Here is a 19,288-nt window from a genome sequence, read left to right as displayed (position 1 = left end):
CTCCAGTTATTGATTCGCAACCGTAAGCTCTACCACTTCTTTCTTGGCCGATATTCGATTTATCAATAGTACATCGTTATCGTTAATATCGGTGAGATAGTCAACACTGGTAGGCACTTCACCGAGTATAGTAAACGACGTCTTGTCCAGATCATAGGACCAAAGTTGATTATCTTCATTGACGCCATATATCCCATTGCCGCGCATTACAAAAGATTTTCCTCTGCCGCCTTGATTGTTTAGTGCACTGATCCGCTGAGGTTCAACAGCGCCGATTTGCCAAAACTGATCAAGTCTATCCTTATACACAATTTTACCGTGTTCACTTTCAAGTGCCCACAGCACAGGTTGCTGCGTCAGTATTTCAAACGATTGTTGAGCAAAGTCATAAGCAGCTAACTTCATTTCTCCCTTTACCCGAATCTGTGTTAGCGCACGTTGTTTTGCACTTTTCCATTGATATAAGCGTAAAACAGGGTAGGCGTGCGGGTAAGATGTCAAGCTGCCATCTAAAGCAATTCGCGTCAGTACACCACTGGCACTGACCAATATGCTTTGGCCATCCTCAGCCCAGTGGATCCCGCGAACAAAAGTATCTAAGGGGAAGTTAGTCAGTTGTCGCGTGTTATTGCCATCGCTTAACCACACCTGTTCAGTACCAGAGCGCTCTGACCAAAATGCCACTAAATCTCCATCTGGCTGAAAGACAGCATAATCTTCACCAAGGTTGGTTCGCGCAAAGCTGGTGTATGTTTGAGCGCCTTGTGCTAACTGTGTCAGCGGTAATTTGACGATATCGCTGTCGTAAGGCCCTTTGATCATCAGTACACTTTTGCCATCAGGACGAAATTCAGGCTGTCTCATTCGATCTGAAAACGGCAATTGAATTTTACTCACAAGTCCTTCATAAGTCAGACTAAATAGCTGACGTCCGGTACTGAAAATCAATTGCTGGTTGAGTGGGTCAAAACTTGGGTAGATATCGTGAAATTTAGTAATTTCCGGCGGCAGCTGGATCTGATGGCTAGAGATCAACTCACCGTCGGGTTTTAGCATATCAATATAATGTAGGCCATCGGCATGAATACTACTGACCGCGATTAAATCATCTTGAGGGGAATAAGCGTAATCAATCAACGTCCCGTCTTCTACGGTATAAAGATCGACACCGCTGTCGTCATCAATGGAGTAATTGATCAGCTTCCAGCGCTCGCCTTGTTTTTGCTTCAATACCACATTGCCATCGTTCAGCCAGATAGGCTTATCAACCACTGAGTTTTTACACTGGAGAATAACTTTTGGCTGCTGAGGGCTTTTCAATGCTTTAGTAAAATCGAGTGTTACAAGGTCGTAGCAGCGCTTTTGTGTAACGGGCTCGCTACAAGCGTCGGTGGCCAAAAACAGTAACTGCTCACCATCTTTTGAGAAACTATGCCTGCCGTATGCTCCAAAGCGCTCTGTGAGCAGGATCTCTTGCTGGGTATCCGCCTTTTTTGCCCATATCTTATTATCGCAAAACTTATCTAAATAGCGGTGAAAAACGATGTATTGACCATCTGGGGAATAGCTTGCATCAAATTCTTTATCGTCAGTTGCGGTCAATGAGCGCAAAGTATCAAAGAACAGTGGTGAAGGTTTTTTGATGGAAAAATATTGATAACCGATAGCCCCAAGCAAAATAGTGAAGGCAAGTAAAACAAACACATAAGGACTGAGATTGTTTTTATTCTGACTTTGATTGAGGTGTTTATCTTGTTGCATTTCAGGTTCAGGGGTTGGCATCACCTCAAGTTGCGGCTCAGTATTCGTCCGCTCGTTCGTTTGCCCTCCCCAACGTACTTCACACTCTAAGCTATACCCTTTTTTAGCATGCGTTTGGATGTAACCTTGCACCTTACCATCATCCCCAAGCGCCTTTCTCAATTGCGCAATACTACGCTGCAAAGTATTAGGAGAGACCACCGTATCTGGCCATACTGTATCGAGCAAGGTATCAAGGCTCATCACTTTGCCTTGATTCTGAGCCAAGCAAGTGAGTACTGCCAGGGCCTTTGGTGCAAGCGTTTGACATTCACCTTGGTGTGAAATCTGGTTACGTGATAAATCTACAAAAAAATCACCAACCCAATATTGTTCTACCATAAATCCCCAATGTGCCTAGCGCACGCACTAACCACGCCAATTATTATAATTATCAGTATAAGGATAAACTTGAAGCAATCGAAACTCAACAACATAACCACTTGATAGAAATAGTTTTTTATTTAAAAGTCACAATTCAGCACAACATCATGTAAACGTCATGCATTTTTGTTCTCAGCTGCTAAGTTGCCAGTACGAGATACTTATTCACTAGTCTAAAAATAACATGAAAGAAGGAAATGTGTGATGAAACGTTTGCTGTTTATGCTGATATTACTCCTATTCTGTAGCTTGCTACATGCCAGTGAAGTACCGCAATATGCGATGCCCGGAACACAAGTTGTGCCACTAAAAGATATCACTACCGGCCATCAATATGAACTTTATATCAAGCTGCCTGAGGAATACTCAAAAGATAAAAGCTATCCTGTACTCTACTTTACCGATGCGGTATGGCATATCGAAGCATTGTCTTCGGCAACCTTCTTTTTGTTCGATGAAGTGATCCTCGTTGGTATCTCTTGGCGGAAAAATATCAACACCACACAGCTTCAAGAAGAAGGCCCTTTTGTTAGCCGTTACGCTGATTATTCTTTTACAAAGTCAAAAAACAGTGAACAACAGCACAAGTACCAATTTGGCCAAGCCAATGCCCACGCGGCCTTTATTCGTAATCAAGTTATTAAGTATGTTGAAAGCAATTACTCGGTAAAGTCCAATAGTCGCAGTTATTTTGGCTATTCTCTCGGTGGACTATTTGGCGCCTATATACTGCTCACCCAGCCAAATACCTTTGACAACTATATGTTAGGCAGTCCATCTGTTAGACAACTGGATGCGCTAAAAACACTCTCTAGCTCCAAACAACCACTCAAAGGGAAAGTGTTTATCTCTGTTGGTACAGACGAACATAAGTTAGCACCGCAAATCGACGCATTTATCGACTATCTAAAAAGCACGCAAAGTGACAGCTTATCACTGCACAAGACAATGCCCGATGGCACACATCAAACCGCTTTCCCTGAAACCGTAATCCGTAGTATCAATTGGTTAAAATCTATTTATGGGAGTAGTCAACAATGAAATTAGCACCGATGTTTCTTTTACTAACGATTGTTGCTTCTCTCAGTCATCGAGCTTCGGCACAAGACGAATTCCCGATACTGGAAGGTCCTTTAATGGGACAAAAACCTCCTGGATTAAAAGCAGAACCTTTCGCACCTGGAATTATCTCTAAGTCGGGATGGGAGCTAGAAGGCGTATTTGCTCCAAACATGAAAGAGTTCTATTTCACCTTAGACCGTGGTGTATACAACACTGAAAATAAAACTGGATTTCGTCCAACTATCATTGGTTTTCGACTAATTAATAATAAGTGGGAGAAATACACTGAGTTTCCTCGTGCCGGAGAGGTAAGCTTTTCACCAGATGGTAAACGCATGCACATGGCAAAAAAATACAAAGACAGAGCAGGTGATGATTGGTCTGAACTTACCAGCCTGGGAGTCATGTTTGACCGCCCTGAATGGGGGATAATGCGATTGTCCGCTTCCGCAACTGGAACCTATGTATTTGATAATTTTAAGCAAATAAATACGGTTAGAATTTCAACAGTAAAAGATGGTATGCGCCAAGAGCCAGTACTTTTAAGCAGTGAAATTAACTCAGGGAAAAAATCAGCACACCCTTTCATAGCGCCAGACGAAAGCTATTTAATTTGGGATAGTGAACGTGAGGATGGTTTTGGTGACTCCGATCTGTATATCAGCTTTAAGCAACCTGATGGAATATGGGGACCTGCAATAAATATGGGGGAAAACGTTAATTCAGATAAGTGGGATGCTTATGCAACGGTCACCTCAGATGGCAAATACCTGCTGTTCAACCGTGCTGTTGATAAAGCAAATAACAACGTCGACATCTATTGGGTGGACGCTAAAATCATTGATGAAATTAGAAACAAAAATCAATAAAAACAAAATCTTAAATATTTCAATAATGTAATCCTTAGCGTATGTGATAAATGCCTATTTCTCACATATACGGAAGCTTTGTCTGCCTCCATACCTGCGTTCGCTTTGGTAAAATACTGCCAAAGCGAACAAACCTTACCGACTGCTTGCTTTTTATTCAGCTTCAGACCAGAATAAATGTAACCAATATTAGTTACTTACTTAAATGTAACCAAATTAAGTTACCTTTATGACATCAATACCTCAAGGTGCGGTGATCACAGCAGACATTGTCGGCTCACAATCGCTGTCACAACTACAACTTACAAGTCTGCAAAGCGAGTTAAAGGATTACTTAGCTGAAATCGCGACTGCGGAGCAGGGCTATTATAGTTTTTACCGCGGCGACGGTTTTCAGCTTGTGTTGCCAGATGCGACGAAACTGTTCAATGTAGCATTACAGCTACGGTTGTTTTTAATTAGCCGACATAGCGATGCCAGGCTCAGCCTCGCGGTCGGTGAAGTTAATATCACAGCAGCAGATTTATCAACCGCAACAGGTGCTGCGCTGGTACTTGCAGGCCGAGGGTTGGACGCAATTGGACAAGCAAGACTCAGGTATAACAATGGCAGCAATGCCCACTTTGCACTAAATCTGGCATTTGTGGATTTATTACTTTCGAACTTAACCCAAAAACAAGCAGAGGCCGCTTTCATTCATATTTCACACCCTAAGTTGAGCCATGCCGATATTGCAAAACAACTCAACACCAGTCGGGTGAACGTGACTAAATTACTCAATAGCGCGCACTACACTTTATTAGATCAATTTTTAGCAATTGCACGCTCGCACCAATAGTCGAATGCTCAACACTTACATATCACGAGGTGGACTTAATGAACGAATGGCAAGTATTGTTATTGTGGTTAGTAATAGGCCACACAATCACTGACTTTTACCTCCAACCTATGAGCTGGGTGCATGACAGAAATACCCGCCACTATAAGTCCATCAAGTTGTTGTGGCATAGTGTGGTGCATGGCGGGGCTGCACTTGCAATCATCCTACTTTGGCAGTCGACTTTGTTTTGGGGAGTACAGTGGAATGCGCTGCTCTTTGCGCTAGCGGTAGGTATTAGCCACTATTGTATCGACTTAGCTAAATCCTATTCTAGCAAAGGCGTTATTCCTTTTGTGCTAGACCAATGTGCACATATCACTATATTAGTGGCCGTCACTTGGCAAATTGCAGAGCCTGAGATTGCCCTCAGTGCCTTTACCAAGCCTTTTGCCAATGTCCAGCTGCTAATATTGGTTGTGGGCTATTTAATGGTATTGCATCCTGCATCGATATTCACCAGCATGCTGCTTGAGCGTTGGCAACTCAATAATTCAGCTCTTGATAGCCTGCCGCAAGCAGGAAGTTTAATTGGTCAACTTGAACGTGTATTACTACTGAGCTGCGTGTTACTGGATAGCTGGGCTGCTATCGGCTTTATTCTCGCCGCTAAATCGGTGTTTCGCTTTGGCGATCTAACCCAAAGCCAAGACAGAAAGCTCACCGAATACGTGATGTTGGGTACGCTTGTTAGTGTGTTGCAGGCCCTTGTGGTCGGCGTCTTAATCAAACCATTTATGCCCATTCAATTGTAATTTAATCAATTCCACGCCTTGACATTTAATCTAGGGCCTGTGTATCTTTCAAGTTTGTTTTTGCAGCAGTTTGATTGGTATTTATACAAGGCAGAGCCTGCGTAGCATAGTTATTCTATGTGAGTCAGGCGATAACACAGTAGAAATGCTAATCAAGCGCTGCCCTTTGGGTTCACCTGAGTGCGCTTTGTTCATTGTTGCTCAACTTTTGCCTAGATTACTAGGCGGCAAGTCGAGCGTCGCGACCAAAACACACTCAGGAGAACAAAAGTCAAACAGCAAAGATCAACAGGCCCTTGTGCCTGCAAAATAAACGTAGGCACGATCTATCGCTAATTATTTGCCTCTATTCGTTTTATTTCCTCATTAGGAGCTGCCATCACAATGAATAACTAAGCCCTTTGTAACTGACGAACTTATTATTAATTTCCAGTGCAAGGCTTATGGTTATCTTTGGGGCTTCTCAGACCAATCTATAGACTCTTTTTCTGTTTTACTTTTTACGGCTTTTACGAGTCTTTGTGCCTTTAGCCTTTTGCACTGCTGCGACTAGGAGCAGAATGATGCCTTGGATACAGGTAAAGCAAGCAAGCTTGACGCTTGCAAATGGTCAATGTTTATTTTGCGATGTCGACCTAACAATAGAGCGACAATTTATTGCGATAACAGGCCCAAATGGGGCAGGAAAATCACACTTACTCAAAGCCCTATCCGGTGAACAGCCTCTAACTTCGGGCGAGCGCCAAAGTCATGGGAAATGCTTTTATCTCCCACAAGATGCAACTAACCGCTTTACCACCGTTTCTGAACTACTCGGGCTTAAAGAGAAGCTAGCAGCACTGCATCGAGCCCATCAGGGATTAGCCTCTGAGCACGATTTTGACTTAATCTCAGATGATTGGCAGTTAGAATCAACTTGGCAAGCAACACTTGCACCGCTAGCACTCACTTTGGAAACCCCCTTTACAAGGCTTAGTCCAGGAGAGCGAATGCGTGTTTATATTGAGATACTACAATCTCAGCCTGCAATCCTATTACTGGATGAGCCGAGTAATCACATGGACAGCGTCAATAAGCACTGGCTAGCTGAGCGACTAAAGCATCACAAGCATGGTGTGGTTGCCGTCACACACGATCCTATTTTATTGGACGCAGCCGACCATATACTGCACATAAAACAGGGGGAGCTAACTCATCACTCGCTTGGATTTGACGCCTTTAGAGAAACGCTACTTCAAACTCAAGCTCGACAAAAACAACAACACTTGGCAAATCGCGCGGCACAAAAAGCACTTAAACAAGCCATAATTGCAGCGGATCTGCAACATCAAAGGCAAGCCAGTAAAGGAAAAGCACAAGTGCGTGCTGGTAGCCAAAGTAAACTAGTTACTGACTTTAAGTCAGACAGAGGAAGTAAGCGTCATGCCGGACAAACCCATAAAATTCAGCAAGCTCAAGATAGGGTTAAGAAAAATGCGGTTTACTATCGAGAAGACAAACAGCAGTTTCATTTTAACTCAACTTTTCGAGCAAAAGAAAAGATCCGCTTATGTGAAGCCGAACTGTGCTTTGGACCGGAAAAGACACTGAACCTTTTTACGGATACAACACAAAAGCTCAGGGTAATTGGAGAAAATGGCATCGGAAAATCGACCTTGCTTAAAACCCTTGCAGGTAAGCTAGAGTTAAAGCGCGGAGAAATCCAGCGCCCAACAACATCTGTTTACTTAGATCAGCATTGCGCTTGGCTTGAGCATGGCCCTTGCGTTTTAGATATTGCCGAGCGCTCACTTGACACGCCACATCATAATTTAATCACCAGCTTTGCAAGCGTTGGTCTGAGTCTAGATAAGATTTCAGGACCTATCACGAGTCTCAGTGGTGGCGAGAGAATGAAAGCGGCCATCGTGCTGGCAGTGCAACTGCAAGGCTTTTTACTGCTTGACGAGCCGGATAATCACCTCGACCTCGAAGCACAAGAAGAGCTTGCTGCCATGCTTAATCAGCTTCCTTGTGGATTTATACTTGTCTCTCACAATGAATATTTTTGCACTCAGCTTACCAACATAAAAGTTCTACCGCTGCGTGATCAATAGTCATAGAAGGAAGAAAAGGGGGAGGAAGGAACGCCTCCCCCTTTGGGCACTTAGTGGCGTCTCTGTTATGACCACTAAATTAAATGGGCTGAGACGACTGCACGTCTCAAACCACATGGGGACGATGGGTTAAAGCGGTAATACCTCGAGGGTAGTGACATAGCTGCCAGCACGTTTTGTGGCGGGTGCTTGTGCTTTGTCGTCTTCATATTCCACTTCAAACCAATACATGCCTGGCTCAGATAGCGTTAGCGTCACTTCACCTTTGGCATTCGTTGTATATTTGCTTGGTTGGCTGTTATCACGGTACTTTTCATCCTGACGTACCACTATCACTTCTGCCCCCTTTGCAGGTTCACCATCCATCGTATACTGCAAGGTAATTGGTTCACCGGTGTACAAATCATTAGGGTGAGTAACCGGGTTTAGTTCTAGCCCTTTGCCGGTTGGCTTAAGCGCGGTATTATTTGGTGCGCCCAAAGTTACAAATACTTCTAATCGTCTTGCAACGTCGGTCACACTTAAATCTTTCGCCGCTTTTGGCACTTCTTTGTTAAAGGCTTCTACTGAGCCAATTTTTCCGCGTCCTGGCCAGTAATGCTTTTCACCGTTTTCATCAGTCCAGCGCGCCACCAGTGAGCGACTTTGGTTAAACACTTTGTAAGTGCCTTGCTGATTGAGCTCAATGTCAAACACACTACGATACTTAAGTTTTGCGGCGTTCTTAAGCTCGACCTTGCTACCAGAAGGGGACAGTGCAGATAAACGTTCTAGTGGATAAGCATAATGATCTGGGTTAAAGATCCCATTGGCGATGGCAGCATCAAACGTGATCCATTCGCTGTCACCAGACACCACGGTGGTACTTGGCTTTATCCATACTCGGTGTGCTTCACTTAACGGGCTATATGCAGCTAAGGCAACTAAGACACCAGAAACTAACGTTGAAATTTTCACGATTAAGGCTCCATTGTTAAAATTGTTGTAGCGAGTTCAGATTTACCTTCTGCAATCACAGTGACAGGCGCAGTGATAGGTAAGGTCACTGACAGTTTCAATACTTCACGACCTCCAAGCTCACGAGCAGCCTCCACAAACAGCGTGTATTCACCCGCAGGTAAAGCTTTAAACTCATCACGCCAAGGGGTTAAATCAATCTTTGCCGTACCTGGACGCCTTGTCGCACCAGTCACGCCATCTACAGGCATGGATAGACTACGGCCGCTTCTACGCCACCAAAGGCGTAAGTCTTTTAGCCACTTTTCACCTTCTTTATCCGCCATATTAACGTCATACCAAACGGCAATATCGGCAACTCGCTGTTGTTTGCTGTCTGCCAGCCATACTGCTACATAAGGAGGGTGATATTCCGCAACGTTTAAACGCGGGATCGTGATTTCAACTTCATCAGCTTTAGCGTGCGCGGGTACCATCAGCACCAAAACAGGTAATACAAAGCCTGCTGCGACGAGCGGCCAGGTCGACTTTCTTCCTCGAGAATGCTTGTATAAAAGCCATAACCCTGTGAGTGAAAACACTACACAAGCTACTGAAAACACATCAATAAACATACGCCATGCAAATCCTGTATTACGTCCTTTGTGAAGATCGTTAAGGTATGATACCCAACCACGATCCGTGATCTCTTGATAAAACTCACCGCTATCAAGGGCGATGCTAAACCAGCCATCGCCACCTGCTCTCGGTAGCGCAACATACAATTCGTACTCGCTCCACTGCACTTGCTGTAGTGCAGGTAACGCCGCGCCTGTGTGTGACTGATACCAAGATTGAAAGCTGTGTGGCAGCGCTGTCTGCTCTGCCGCCGCGTTAAGCTGGGTCAACAGAGCACTTGGCAGCACCGCTTCTTTGGCATATGTAGTAGGTGCAGCTTCTATCTGGCTTGCGTGATTTAAGGTGATCCCAGTCACGGCAAATAGCAGCATTCCCACCAAGCACACGGCTGAACTCATCCAATGCCAAGTGCGCCAATCAAACAGCTTTTTAAATCGCCGATTCGACGACTTAGCCGCTGAGCGAACTCGTGTCATTAAAAGCTCCACGCCAATGAAGCCCAATAGCGACGACCATCTTCAAAGTAGCCGTATTCTGCTTCAGTAATTTCTTCATCGAAAAGGTTGTAAATCCCAAATCCAAGCTTGATCGCTTCGTTCAGCTGATAATTTGCACCTAAATCAGTTAGGTTGTACGAAGGTGCGACTAAGCTACTTTGCGAAGGCCCTGTTACAGGCTGGCTTTCTTCACCACGATAATGGAAGCGTAACCACGTGTTTAGCTCATCAGAATACTGATAATTAAGCGAAGTTTGGAACAGATGTTTAGGTAACTGGTTTAATGGGCTACCAGCATACACTCCGGTTTTTTGCTCCGAATCTGTGTAGGTATAGTTTGCGCTAAGCTTTAGTTTTTCCGTCAATTGACCCGAGAAGCTAATTTCACCCCCTTGGGTTACGGCTTCATCAACATTGACATAAGTTGTCGGTAACGAGCCAAACTCGTTAGGGCCGTCCGTACATTGAGTTAGTGGGCATGAAACCCGTGAAATTTTATCGTCAAACTCGTTATAGAATACCGTTGCTGAGGTGCTGATCCCTTTAGCAAGCTCAACGTATACGCCTACCTCGTAATTAATTGAGGTTTCAGGGCTTAAGTCTGGATTACCATAAATATTACCACCACGACTCACTTGGCCCCACGCCGCAGTGCTTTGACGCAAGTTCGGCGCCCTAAAGCCGGTTGAGATCCCACCTTTAACGGTCACCACGTCTGATGCAGTATAAACACCGTATAAACGCGGGCTAACATGGCCGCCAAAGTTACCGTCTTTGTCGTAGCGTAGGCCCATAGTTAGGGCAAATGGCTCAACGATGCGCCACTCATCCTCAGCAAATACCGACCATTGATCGTTGTCGACTTGCTGCAAATCACTAATGCGGTTACTGGTTTTGTCGGTCAAGTCTTCATTGAGATAAGCAACACCGATTGAGCTAGTATGAGACTCGCCAAGCGGTAACGTCCAAAGAGACTGGAAATCTACGTTTTTAACCGTCATCTCACGGGATTTATTGTCAAACTCTTCATGTTTTAAGTAACTACGAGAGCTACCAAATGACCAGTAACCGTTATGCGTCAAAGAGATTGACTCACTATCGTATTCGGTTGTGGTGGACTCAGGACAGCCTCTGCGGCCACACGGCTCACCTGACGCAAGCATTGCTACCGTTTTACCTAGCGTGGCATCAAGCGTTTGTGAAGCAATACCATAATCCAATAACCATTCGTGTTCATCTGATGGTGTATAGGCCAGTTTTACCTTCAACGTGTCGGCATCGCGACCTCTAAAGCCAGACACGATTTCGTCTTCGTCTCTGTGCGTAGTTTGGCCGTAAATTTGTACCCCTAAGGTATCTTTGATTAGCGAGCCGGCAGCAAAGAAATTAGCCTGATAAATATCACCTGAGCGACTGTTTTCTTGGCTGGTTGCGTCAACTCTGACTTCTCCATGCCACTCGTCAGGCGTTTTTTTAGTGATAATGTTAATTACACCACCAATTGCATCAGAGCCATACAGCGAAGACATAGGTCCGCGCACAACTTCGATACGTTCGATGGCAGCAACAGGAGGCGTCCATGCACCTTCAACACCAGGGCCGTCACTATTTGGCCGAGTCTCACGCGAACTTTGTCTTTGCCCGTCGACTAAGATAAGCGTGTACTGACTGCCCATGCCGCGAAGGCTAATATCTTCCCTGTCTCCGCCTCCAGTTACTACAACTCCGGGAACATCTGTCATGGCATCGGTAAGGTCTCGATAAAAGCGCTGCTGTAGCGCTTCTTGATTGATAACGCTAACAGACGCCGGCGCATTTTTTAGCAGTTGCTCAAATCCAGAAGCGGATACGACGATCACTTCCATCTCTTCTTTTATTTCTGATTTTGCATCACTTTGTGCAAGTGAGGAAAAAGGCAGGGCAGCTGCAACAGCTAAAGAGAGTGGCGCCAAACTACGACAGGCCATCAACATCGAGAAACCTCCATGATAGAATACAAGACAAATAACAATTATTTTCATTTGTAATGGTATGATGATTGCGTATTTTGGAGCAATGCGGTTTTTCTTAAAGGTATTTTAAGCAGGTCTTAACAATGAATCAGAAATTGACTCGCGGACTTAAAGTGTTCGCAAAAACAGTAGAAGCTGGCAGTATGAGTAAAGCCGCTGACTTATTGCATATGACCACCTCGGCTGTCAGCCAGCAGATCAGCAAATTAGAGCAAGACATAGGCCTAAGTTTATTTAATCGAAATACTCGTAACCTCACGCTCACAGAAGCGGGCTCTATCTATTACAAATCCGCGATACAAATACTGCAAACCGCAGAGCAAGCGGAGCATGAACTCGAGTTATTACAACATACGCCTTCTGGCATATTGAAGATCTCTGCCCCCATCGGGTTTGGAGGAGGGCTACTCAGTAAGCCACTGCGCTACTTGAGTGAGCAGTTTCCACAAATAAAAGTTGATTTGATCTTAACCGACGAACCCATCGATATCATCACTGAAGGCGTTGACTTAGCTATCTGTATAGGCCCTTTACAGGACTCAAACCTTATTGCCCGTCACCTTGCTGACTGGCAACTAATCCCCTGTGTCAGTTGCCATCATCCACTGGCACAACTCAATATATCGCACCCAGACAGCTTAGCGCCTCACGCCTTGATTGGTCATTCGAGTAGTAAACAAAACCCTTACCATTTGAGCCACCAACAAACCCACCAGCAAATAGCGCTGCCGGCAGCGCGCTTTATGGTGAATAATATGCAGGCTTGTATTCAGCTCACCCTAGATGGCATTGGCTATGGGGTATTACCTGAACCAGAAATTAGGCACCACCTTTCATCAGGGAGGCTAAAACGGCTATGTTCAGAGTGGTCATTACAAAAATATAGCGTTTACGCCGTGACGCCGCATCGCGATACCGTTGCGGCAAAAACAACCGCTGCCATTGAAAGCCTAAAAGAGTGGTTTACCCAAGTTTCCAACGACAACCAAGTGTTTGTTGGCGACTTTAGTTTTATCTAAGCTTCGCTCAGTTGAACTTTGGTAGTTAATAAAAGATGGCGAGCCATATAGTTGGCTCAGAAGTGTCTGTATAACTTACTTTATGCTTTTGATGTGCGGGAATATTAAGACTATCACCCGCCTTTAAGGTTACTATTTTACCATCATCAAAAGTCAACTCACCACAGCCCTTTAATACCAATACCCATTCGTTTTCGTCTTGATCGTAATATCCAGAGCTTGGCGAGGTATGACCGTTTGATACTATCCGTTCAATACGAATATTTGGACGAGACAGCACCGTTTCAAAAATTTCTTCGGTTACATCAGCTGGAATACCTTTTAGAAAGTTCATAAGTTTGAAACTTGGGCCTAGCAATTAGTCAAGGATAGAGAAATAATTTGCCGCAACAGCACATCCGTTTATCTGGTAACGGCAAATTGGGAGAATGGTACAACTTGATCTGTAGAAATGTTCAATACGTCGTTCTCAATCTTTCAAAACAATCCATCAGGCGATTGGTGAAAAATCCCCTAACTTAAGCGACTCCACTCGGACTTCTTACCCAGTTGTACAGTCACCATTAAAGTTACACAATTTAACAATGTTTGTAAAACAAATTTTAACATTAAATAAACAAGAATGAACTTACTAAAATCCTTTAAGTTCCACACGCCAAGGAGGATCCAGTCGATTTTCACCAGCCCAGTATAATTTGATCTTGTTCCCTGCGGGGTCAAACAGTATGGCTTCTCGCCACAGATAGCGCTGCTCTGTAGGCAGTTGCTCAAATACGATACCCCGGGCCTCAAGCTCAGTGACCCACTCATCTAACTGTTCATGCTCAAAGTAAATAACCGCACCATTCTTGATGGGAGGCGTTTCTAAAGATAACGAGAAGGTTGCATTACCTTCAGGGCATTCAAATCGAGCATAGTGAGGTGTATCAACAATTTGAGTAAAACCTAGCGTTCGATAGAATTGACAAGCTGCATCCATATTATCAACGGGCAGGGTAACTTGGTTAAGATTCATAATCATCATCCTTATAACAATACTGAATCATTGTGCCTTGTAGGCAAAAAAATACCAGCCTAGGTTAGGCTGGTATTACAATCATCACATCTTAATGCGAGTTATAAATCAAATGTTCTCGACACAGAAAGTACGATACGTTCATCAGCCGTGTCCCAATCTAAGCTCGTGTTTTCAGCTGCCACTTCAATATCAAACCCTTTAAATGCAGTTTGGTAAGCAAGGCGATAGTGATTGTAAGACTTATCGTTACCATCCCACGTATATTTATCGCCATCCAATGAATTGGAAATATCAAAGCTTGCTCGTAGTGCATGACCTTCTGCAATTTCAAAAGTATGTGCTACCATCGCAATAGTATGACCCGCTTCAGTTCCGAAATAATCCCAGCTGTACCAAAAATTAAACTCAGTTTGGCCAAACTCACTCGCGTAACCAAACTTAGTATAGATCTCTGGGTAGTTACCATCGCTTGAGTTGTCACCACCATGATAAGAATAGTAAGCAATACCATAGTCAAGGCTCCAGCTTTGGTTCAGCTCGATAAAGCGGCCAACATAAAAGTCCCACTCTAGATACGTGTCATCACCAAAATCGACGTTAGACGCCCAGCTCCCAGCATACACGCCATTAGCAAAGGCTTTATCGATGCTGCCTTGTAGAGCTGGATCATTTTGCGTTTGACTCACACCGTTAAAGGTATAGTCAGATGCACCTGTAAGCGTTGCAGACCAGTCTGCCGCCGCATAGTTAGACGCGAGTACCAGTGGGAGTGCACAAAGTGTTTTCTTTAAAGTTGTCATGTAGTTGTATCCCTAGTTTACAGATTCAATTTTTCTAAAGTCGATAAGGTTGTCTTTTGGCGAGCTATCAATCTTGCTCACGGTTTTGTATTTGCTATATGCAATGTAACCAAAACATGAGAAGAACAAGCCTATGACTAACGCACCAACCCATTGGATCTGTAAAAAGTTTAGTTTAAATAACAGCGTAAGCAGTGATAACGCCACGATATTAAATAAAATATAGTTTCTTTTTCCTAAACGGCTAACTGTAAGGTTTAGGTTGTCTGTATATAGGCGGATCAAAGAGTCGAGTGAGTTAATTACAAACACCACGCCAACAAAGACCATTGCAAAGTTTTTAATACCCGCAGTTGGGATCCCAGCCTCATGGTAGTGATAAAGCACACTAAACCATGCTGCGATTGGAATAGACGGGAAAATCAACATCGCCGCTAGCACTTGATAGGTTTTCAAACCACCGACAAAACGCGATGTGAATTGCCCAATCATGATACTCCACGCAAACCACCAGAATAGATAGAACTCGTGATAGTCATTCAGTGGCAGCACAAACTGATCTAAATTAGTAAAATAGCCACCGATCAGCGCCAAGTTGTTGGTATAACTCGACATTGCACTGTCACCAAAGACAAACGCTGACGCCCACATAAAGGCGATTAAACCGATAAAGACCCAAGTCGTCGTAATGCTTAAAAAGCGCACGTACTTCAGGCTGGTGCTTGAATAAACCGCAAAAGCAATCGCCGCAAACACTATCAAATAGAAACTAGGAATAACCGACTCACCGTCACCTAAGCTTGGCAAATACCAAGGTAGATTAGACAACAATAAGAATGCGGTAAACGCACAAGTACCGATAATAACTAGGTTATTAATGAATTTAACCCAAGGAATTTCAAAGAATTTCACTTTGGGCTCTATTACGCAGAAATAAAAGCACGTAAGAAAGTAGAACCCCCAGATTAAAAATCCCCAAAAGCCAAACTCTATGGCCAGCGGATTAGTAAATGCATACTCTGGGCTTGCTTTTATGTCTGCGTAACCCGCAAACTCCGTAAGCGGAAACATGATCAGGCCAACATCTAGGCCAGAAGTAAATAAGATTGCAATAAAAGTGAACGTTTTAACCGGTGTAACACCAACGCACTGTAAATTCCCCCACTTCAATAAAATAAAGGCAATTGCCAATAGGGTGAAAATGATGCCTGCACTAAGCCATACTGTCATTGTCACCCTCCCAAAATTGATAGAAGTAACTCATTTTTTTCTCCGTTGTTTTTATTTACATTATTCCCGCATTAATGCAGTGCAAACGATTTGCACTGCATGCCACTGCAGGCCTCATATGGGGCACGAACTTTCCCATACGAGTGGCGAAACTAGATCTCCGAACTACGTTGAACCTGCTGCCAGTTTTGTGTCATAGCAACGTTTGCTCCCTCAGCGGCAAGTGGCGAATTGCCTAAAATCATATCCGCTGCTTTTTCCGCGACCATAATAGTCGGCGCGTTGAGGTTACCGTTTGGAATGGTCGGGAAAATAGATGAATCCACAACACGTAGCCCCTTTACACCGTGCACACGGGTTTGTGAATCAACAACCGCCATTTCATCCTCACCCATTTTGCATGAACAAGAAGGATGATAAGCACTTTCTACCGCTTGACGCACAAAGGCATCGATTTCTTCATCGGTTTGGATATGCTCACCTGGTTGGATCTCGCTCTCCCGAAAGTCATCAAACGCACTCTGCTCAATGATTTCACGAGTCAATCTGACACATGCTCTAAACCCTTCGATGTCTTCTTGTTCAGCTAGGTAATTAAACCGTATTTTAGGCGCCACCGTTGGATCTGCTGATTTAATCGTTACTTCACCACGGCTCTTTGGTTTATTGTGGCCGACATGAACTTGGAACCCGTGACCATCAAAGGCACTTTTACCATCGTAGCGAATGGCCGCAGGTAAAAAGTGGTACTGAAGATCTGGCCACTCAACGCCTGCTTTCGAACGAATAAAGGCACAAGATTCAAAGTGATTGGTCGCGCCAAGACCTGATTTATCAAGCAACCATCTTGCACCGATCAAACCTTTAGAAATTAACCCCAGCTTGCCGTTTAAGGTGATAGGCTGCTTACACTTATATTGGAAATAAAACTCCAAGTGATCTTGAAGGTTTTTGCCCACTCCGGGTAAATGGTGTTTTACTTCAACGCCTGCGGCAGTCAACGCTTCTTTATCGCCAATGCCAGATAATTGTAATAAGTGCGGTGAACCGATTGAACCTGCACTTAGGATCACTTCCTTCGCTGCATTCGCTTTTTTCAGGTTTCCTTTCACACTGTATTCAACGCCTGTAGCGGTTTTGCCATCTAACTGTACTTTTTGTACCAAGGCACCCGTGACTATGGTGAGGTTGCTGCGATGTTTAATGGGGTCTAAATAGGCTCGGCTAGACGAGCAACGTTTACCACCTTTGACGGTCATATGCATTGGCCCAAAGCCTTCTTGCTGCTCACCGTTATAGTCTTTAGTAAACGCATAACCCGCTTGCTCACCGGCGCTAATAAAGGCGCGATAGAGCGGGTTTGCCATTTCATTACCATTATTGGTGCCAAGCGGACCTTGCTCACCACGGTATTCATCGCCACCTAAATACCAAGATTCAGCGCGCTTGAAGTAAGGCAAACAAGACTGATAATCCCAACCTTGTGCACCACTGTCTTGCCACTCGTCAAAGTCTTTAGCATGACCTCGAACGTACACCATGCCATTGATTGACGATGAACCACCAAGTACCTTGCCGCGAGGACAATGCATAACGCGATTGTCTAAGTGCGGCTCGGGCTCGGTATGGAACTGCCAAGCATATTTATCGGTATTCATTGGAATAGATAGCGCGGTTGGCATCTGAATAAAAATACTCTTATCACTACCGCCAGTTTCGAGTAGTAGCACTTTGTGCGCTGGATTTTCCGATAGGCGGTTTGCAAGCACACAGCCTGCAGAACCTGCACCTACAATAATATAATCAAAATCAGTCATCATACTCCTCGATTAAAATGGACTTTCAATATCGCTCATACCTACATACACGGACTTAGTCTGAGTATATTGATCTAGCGTCTCGATACCATTTTCGCGGCCAATGCCCGACTGCTTATAGCCTCCAACGGGCATTTCGGCGGGTGAGTTGCCATAACTATTGATCCAACAAATACCAGCTTCTAGCTGGTGGATGACACGGTGTGCACGTTGAATATCTTTACTAAATACACCTGCAGCCAAACCTAAGTGGGTGTTGTTTGCACGTTGAATCACTTCTTCCTCGTCATCGAATACCAATACCGACATCACTGGACCAAAGATCTCTTCTTTCACTATGGTCATATCATCATGACAGTCGATAAATACGGTCGGTGCGACAAAGTAGCCGTTTGGCGCCGTTTCAGGACTAAGTGCCTCACCACCGGTCAGTACGGTTGCGCCTTCAGCTTTGCCTTTTGCAATGTAATCCATCACCAGTGTGTGATGCTGCTTTGAGATTAGAGCGCCAAGATTTACGTTTGGATCGAGCGGATCGCCCGCGATGATATTTTGTTCAGTACGCTGCTTTAACTCAGCTAAAAAGGCGTCGTAAACCTTACGCTGAACAAATACGCGTGTGCAGTTGGTACACACTTCACCTTGGGTGTAGAAGTTGCCCAACATCGCGGCACTTATCGCTTGAGAGATATCAGCATCTTCAAAAACGATAAGCGGTGATTTGCCGCCTAGCTCCATCGTCACTTCTTTTAAATTGCTTGCCGCACTTTGCATTACTTTTTTGCCAGTTCCCACTTCACCGGTGAACGATACTTTTTCAATATCAGGGCTGGTAGTAAGCCATTGGCCCACCTCAGCGGCACCTTGCACCACATTGAATACGCCCGCAGGGACACCGGCTTCAATAAAGATTTCGGCCAGCTTAATCGCGCCTAGTGGTGTTTCTTCCGATGGCTTGAAAATGAGGGCGTTACCAGCGGCAAGTGCAGGGCCTGATTTCCAACACGCAATTTGCAGTGGATAATTCCACGCGCCAATGCCTGCACAAATCCCCAAGGGCTCTTTACGAGTATAGAAAAAGTCCCCTCCCACTGGCTGCTGAGTGCCAACTTGAGCGGGAGCCAACCCTGCAAAATATTCAATCACATCAGCGCCAGTTTGAATGTCTACACATTCAGCCTCTTGCCAAGGTTTACCTGTATCTAACACTTCAATCTTAGCAAGCTCATCATTGCGCTCGCGCAACAGAGATACCGCTTTATGTAAAACACGACTACGCTCAATTGGCGCCATCGCTGACCATAATGCAAAGCCCGCTTTAGCACTTTCAATCGCAGCTTGCTGAACATGACTGTCAGCAACCTCTACCTCATAGATCACTTCATCCGTTGCTGGATTTTTTACTGCAAACTTTTCGCCTGAGTGGTTTGCCAAGAACTGGCCATGAATAAAATTTTGATATACAGGGACTGTCACA

16 protein-coding genes are annotated in these 19,288 nt (G+C 44.5%); 6 read left to right on the top strand and 10 right to left on the bottom strand.

Features of this window, described 5'->3' with window-relative positions:
* Positions 1–6: 6 nt before the first annotated feature.
* On the bottom strand, positions 7–2,142 hold the full coding sequence (locus tag CTT31_RS21475; protein WP_260492496.1) for a winged helix-turn-helix domain-containing protein: 2,136 nt from the start codon (positions 2,140–2,142) through the stop codon (positions 7–9).
* Between the two features lie 246 nt (positions 2,143–2,388).
* On the opposite strand from CTT31_RS21475, the gene CTT31_RS21470 reads away from it, so the two are divergent.
* From CTT31_RS21470 to CTT31_RS21450, 5 genes are all read left to right on the top strand, one after another.
* Complete coding sequence (locus tag CTT31_RS21470) at positions 2,389–3,225, top strand: alpha/beta hydrolase (protein ID WP_211856898.1); 837 nt, start codon at positions 2,389–2,391, stop codon at positions 3,223–3,225.
* Positions 3,222–4,115: a TolB-like translocation protein gene (locus tag CTT31_RS21465; RefSeq protein ID WP_260492495.1), complete on the top strand. Its 894-nt coding sequence runs from the start codon at positions 3,222–3,224 to the stop codon at positions 4,113–4,115. The genes CTT31_RS21470 and CTT31_RS21465 overlap by 4 nt, the downstream gene beginning before the upstream one ends.
* A 229-nt stretch (positions 4,116–4,344) precedes the next feature.
* A complete protein-coding gene (locus tag CTT31_RS21460; RefSeq protein WP_260492494.1) occupies positions 4,345–4,953 on the top strand; it encodes a hypothetical protein in 609 nt (202 codons plus the stop codon).
* A 38-nt stretch (positions 4,954–4,991) separates the two neighbouring features.
* Entirely contained in the window at positions 4,992–5,747 is a 756-nt protein-coding gene (locus CTT31_RS21455) for a DUF3307 domain-containing protein (protein WP_260492493.1), read from the top strand.
* Positions 5,748–6,307: 560 nt separating this feature from the next.
* On the top strand, positions 6,308–7,843 hold the full coding sequence (locus CTT31_RS21450) for an ATP-binding cassette domain-containing protein (protein ID WP_260492492.1): 1,536 nt from the start codon (positions 6,308–6,310) through the stop codon (positions 7,841–7,843).
* A gap of 129 nt (positions 7,844–7,972) precedes the next feature.
* On the opposite strand, the gene CTT31_RS21445 is transcribed toward CTT31_RS21450, so the two are convergent.
* From CTT31_RS21445 to CTT31_RS21435, 3 genes are read right to left on the bottom strand one after another with little or no spacing between them, the layout of a single operon-like run.
* Positions 7,973–8,800 (bottom strand): DUF4198 domain-containing protein, encoded by an 828-nt coding sequence (locus CTT31_RS21445; RefSeq protein WP_260492491.1) that lies wholly within the window; start codon positions 8,798–8,800, stop codon positions 7,973–7,975.
* 2 nt (positions 8,801–8,802) lie between these two features.
* A complete protein-coding gene (locus tag CTT31_RS21440; protein WP_211856903.1) occupies positions 8,803–9,894 on the bottom strand; it encodes a PepSY-associated TM helix domain-containing protein in 1,092 nt (363 codons plus the stop codon).
* Entirely contained in the window at positions 9,894–11,888 is a 1,995-nt protein-coding gene (locus CTT31_RS21435) for a ligand-gated channel protein (RefSeq protein WP_260492490.1), read from the bottom strand. The genes CTT31_RS21440 and CTT31_RS21435 overlap by 1 nt, the downstream gene beginning before the upstream one ends.
* Before the next feature lie 122 nt (positions 11,889–12,010).
* On the opposite strand from CTT31_RS21435, the gene CTT31_RS21430 reads away from it, so the two are divergent.
* The gene (locus CTT31_RS21430) at positions 12,011–12,946 is read left to right on the top strand and encodes a LysR family transcriptional regulator (protein ID WP_039495368.1); all 936 of its coding nucleotides are present in this window, start codon (positions 12,011–12,013) and stop codon (positions 12,944–12,946) included.
* 25 nt (positions 12,947–12,971) lie between these two features.
* Here CTT31_RS21430 and CTT31_RS21425 read toward each other — a convergent pair whose 3' ends face one another.
* The 6 genes from CTT31_RS21425 to betB all read right to left on the bottom strand — a co-directional run bounded on the left by CTT31_RS21425 (position 12,972) and on the right by betB (position 19,287).
* Positions 12,972–13,280, bottom strand: coding sequence for a cupin domain-containing protein (locus CTT31_RS21425; protein ID WP_211856906.1), 309 nt, complete (start codon positions 13,278–13,280; stop codon positions 12,972–12,974).
* Between the two features lie 297 nt (positions 13,281–13,577).
* Positions 13,578–13,961 carry a VOC family protein gene (locus CTT31_RS21420; RefSeq protein WP_211856908.1) on the bottom strand — a complete coding sequence of 128 codons (384 nt, stop codon included), beginning with the start codon at positions 13,959–13,961 and terminating at the stop codon, positions 13,578–13,580.
* Positions 13,962–14,062: 101 nt separating this feature from the next.
* Positions 14,063–14,764 carry a TorF family putative porin gene (locus tag CTT31_RS21415; RefSeq protein WP_260492489.1) on the bottom strand — a complete coding sequence of 234 codons (702 nt, stop codon included), beginning with the start codon at positions 14,762–14,764 and terminating at the stop codon, positions 14,063–14,065.
* Between the two features lie 12 nt (positions 14,765–14,776).
* Positions 14,777–15,994 carry a choline transporter gene (locus tag CTT31_RS21410; RefSeq protein WP_010376175.1) on the bottom strand — a complete coding sequence of 406 codons (1,218 nt, stop codon included), beginning with the start codon at positions 15,992–15,994 and terminating at the stop codon, positions 14,777–14,779.
* A 152-nt stretch (positions 15,995–16,146) separates the two neighbouring features.
* Entirely contained in the window at positions 16,147–17,814 is a 1,668-nt protein-coding gene (gene betA, locus CTT31_RS21405; protein WP_260492488.1) for a choline dehydrogenase, read from the bottom strand.
* 9 nt (positions 17,815–17,823) lie between these two features.
* Positions 17,824–19,287 carry a betaine-aldehyde dehydrogenase gene (betB, locus tag CTT31_RS21400; protein WP_045988596.1) on the bottom strand — a complete coding sequence of 488 codons (1,464 nt, stop codon included), beginning with the start codon at positions 19,285–19,287 and terminating at the stop codon, positions 17,824–17,826.
* Position 19,288: the final 1 nt, after the last annotated feature.

The sequence above is a fragment of the Pseudoalteromonas maricaloris genome (assembly GCF_024746855.1).
Classification (GTDB): Bacteria; Pseudomonadota; Gammaproteobacteria; order Enterobacterales; family Alteromonadaceae; genus Pseudoalteromonas; species Pseudoalteromonas maricaloris.
Note: the sequence above shows the minus strand (reverse complement) of the source record. Positions and strands in the feature narration are given on the sequence as shown.

Excerpts from the sequence above, each read along its gene's own strand:
- CTT31_RS21475 (WP_260492496.1), bottom strand. The coding sequence starts at position 2,142 with ATGGTAGAACAATATTGGGTTGGTGATTTTTTTGTAGATTTATCACGT.
- CTT31_RS21470 (WP_211856898.1), top strand. The coding sequence starts at position 2,389 with ATGAAACGTTTGCTGTTTATGCTGATATTACTCCTATTCTGTAGCTTG.
- CTT31_RS21465 (WP_260492495.1), top strand. The coding sequence starts at position 3,222 with ATGAAATTAGCACCGATGTTTCTTTTACTAACGATTGTTGCTTCTCTC.
- CTT31_RS21460 (WP_260492494.1), top strand. The coding sequence starts at position 4,345 with ATGACATCAATACCTCAAGGTGCGGTGATCACAGCAGACATTGTCGGC.
- CTT31_RS21455 (WP_260492493.1), top strand. The coding sequence starts at position 4,992 with ATGAACGAATGGCAAGTATTGTTATTGTGGTTAGTAATAGGCCACACA.
- CTT31_RS21450 (WP_260492492.1), top strand. The coding sequence starts at position 6,308 with ATGATGCCTTGGATACAGGTAAAGCAAGCAAGCTTGACGCTTGCAAAT.
- CTT31_RS21440 (WP_211856903.1), bottom strand. The coding sequence starts at position 9,894 with ATGACACGAGTTCGCTCAGCGGCTAAGTCGTCGAATCGGCGATTTAAA.
- CTT31_RS21435 (WP_260492490.1), bottom strand. The coding sequence starts at position 11,888 with ATGTTGATGGCCTGTCGTAGTTTGGCGCCACTCTCTTTAGCTGTTGCA.
- CTT31_RS21430 (WP_039495368.1), top strand. The coding sequence starts at position 12,011 with ATGAATCAGAAATTGACTCGCGGACTTAAAGTGTTCGCAAAAACAGTA.
- CTT31_RS21425 (WP_211856906.1), bottom strand. The coding sequence starts at position 13,280 with ATGAACTTTCTAAAAGGTATTCCAGCTGATGTAACCGAAGAAATTTTT.
- CTT31_RS21420 (WP_211856908.1), bottom strand. The coding sequence starts at position 13,961 with ATGAATCTTAACCAAGTTACCCTGCCCGTTGATAATATGGATGCAGCT.
- CTT31_RS21415 (WP_260492489.1), bottom strand. The coding sequence starts at position 14,764 with ATGACAACTTTAAAGAAAACACTTTGTGCACTCCCACTGGTACTCGCG.
- CTT31_RS21410 (WP_010376175.1), bottom strand. The coding sequence starts at position 15,994 with ATGACAGTATGGCTTAGTGCAGGCATCATTTTCACCCTATTGGCAATT.
- betA (WP_260492488.1), bottom strand. The coding sequence starts at position 17,814 with ATGATGACTGATTTTGATTATATTATTGTAGGTGCAGGTTCTGCAGGC.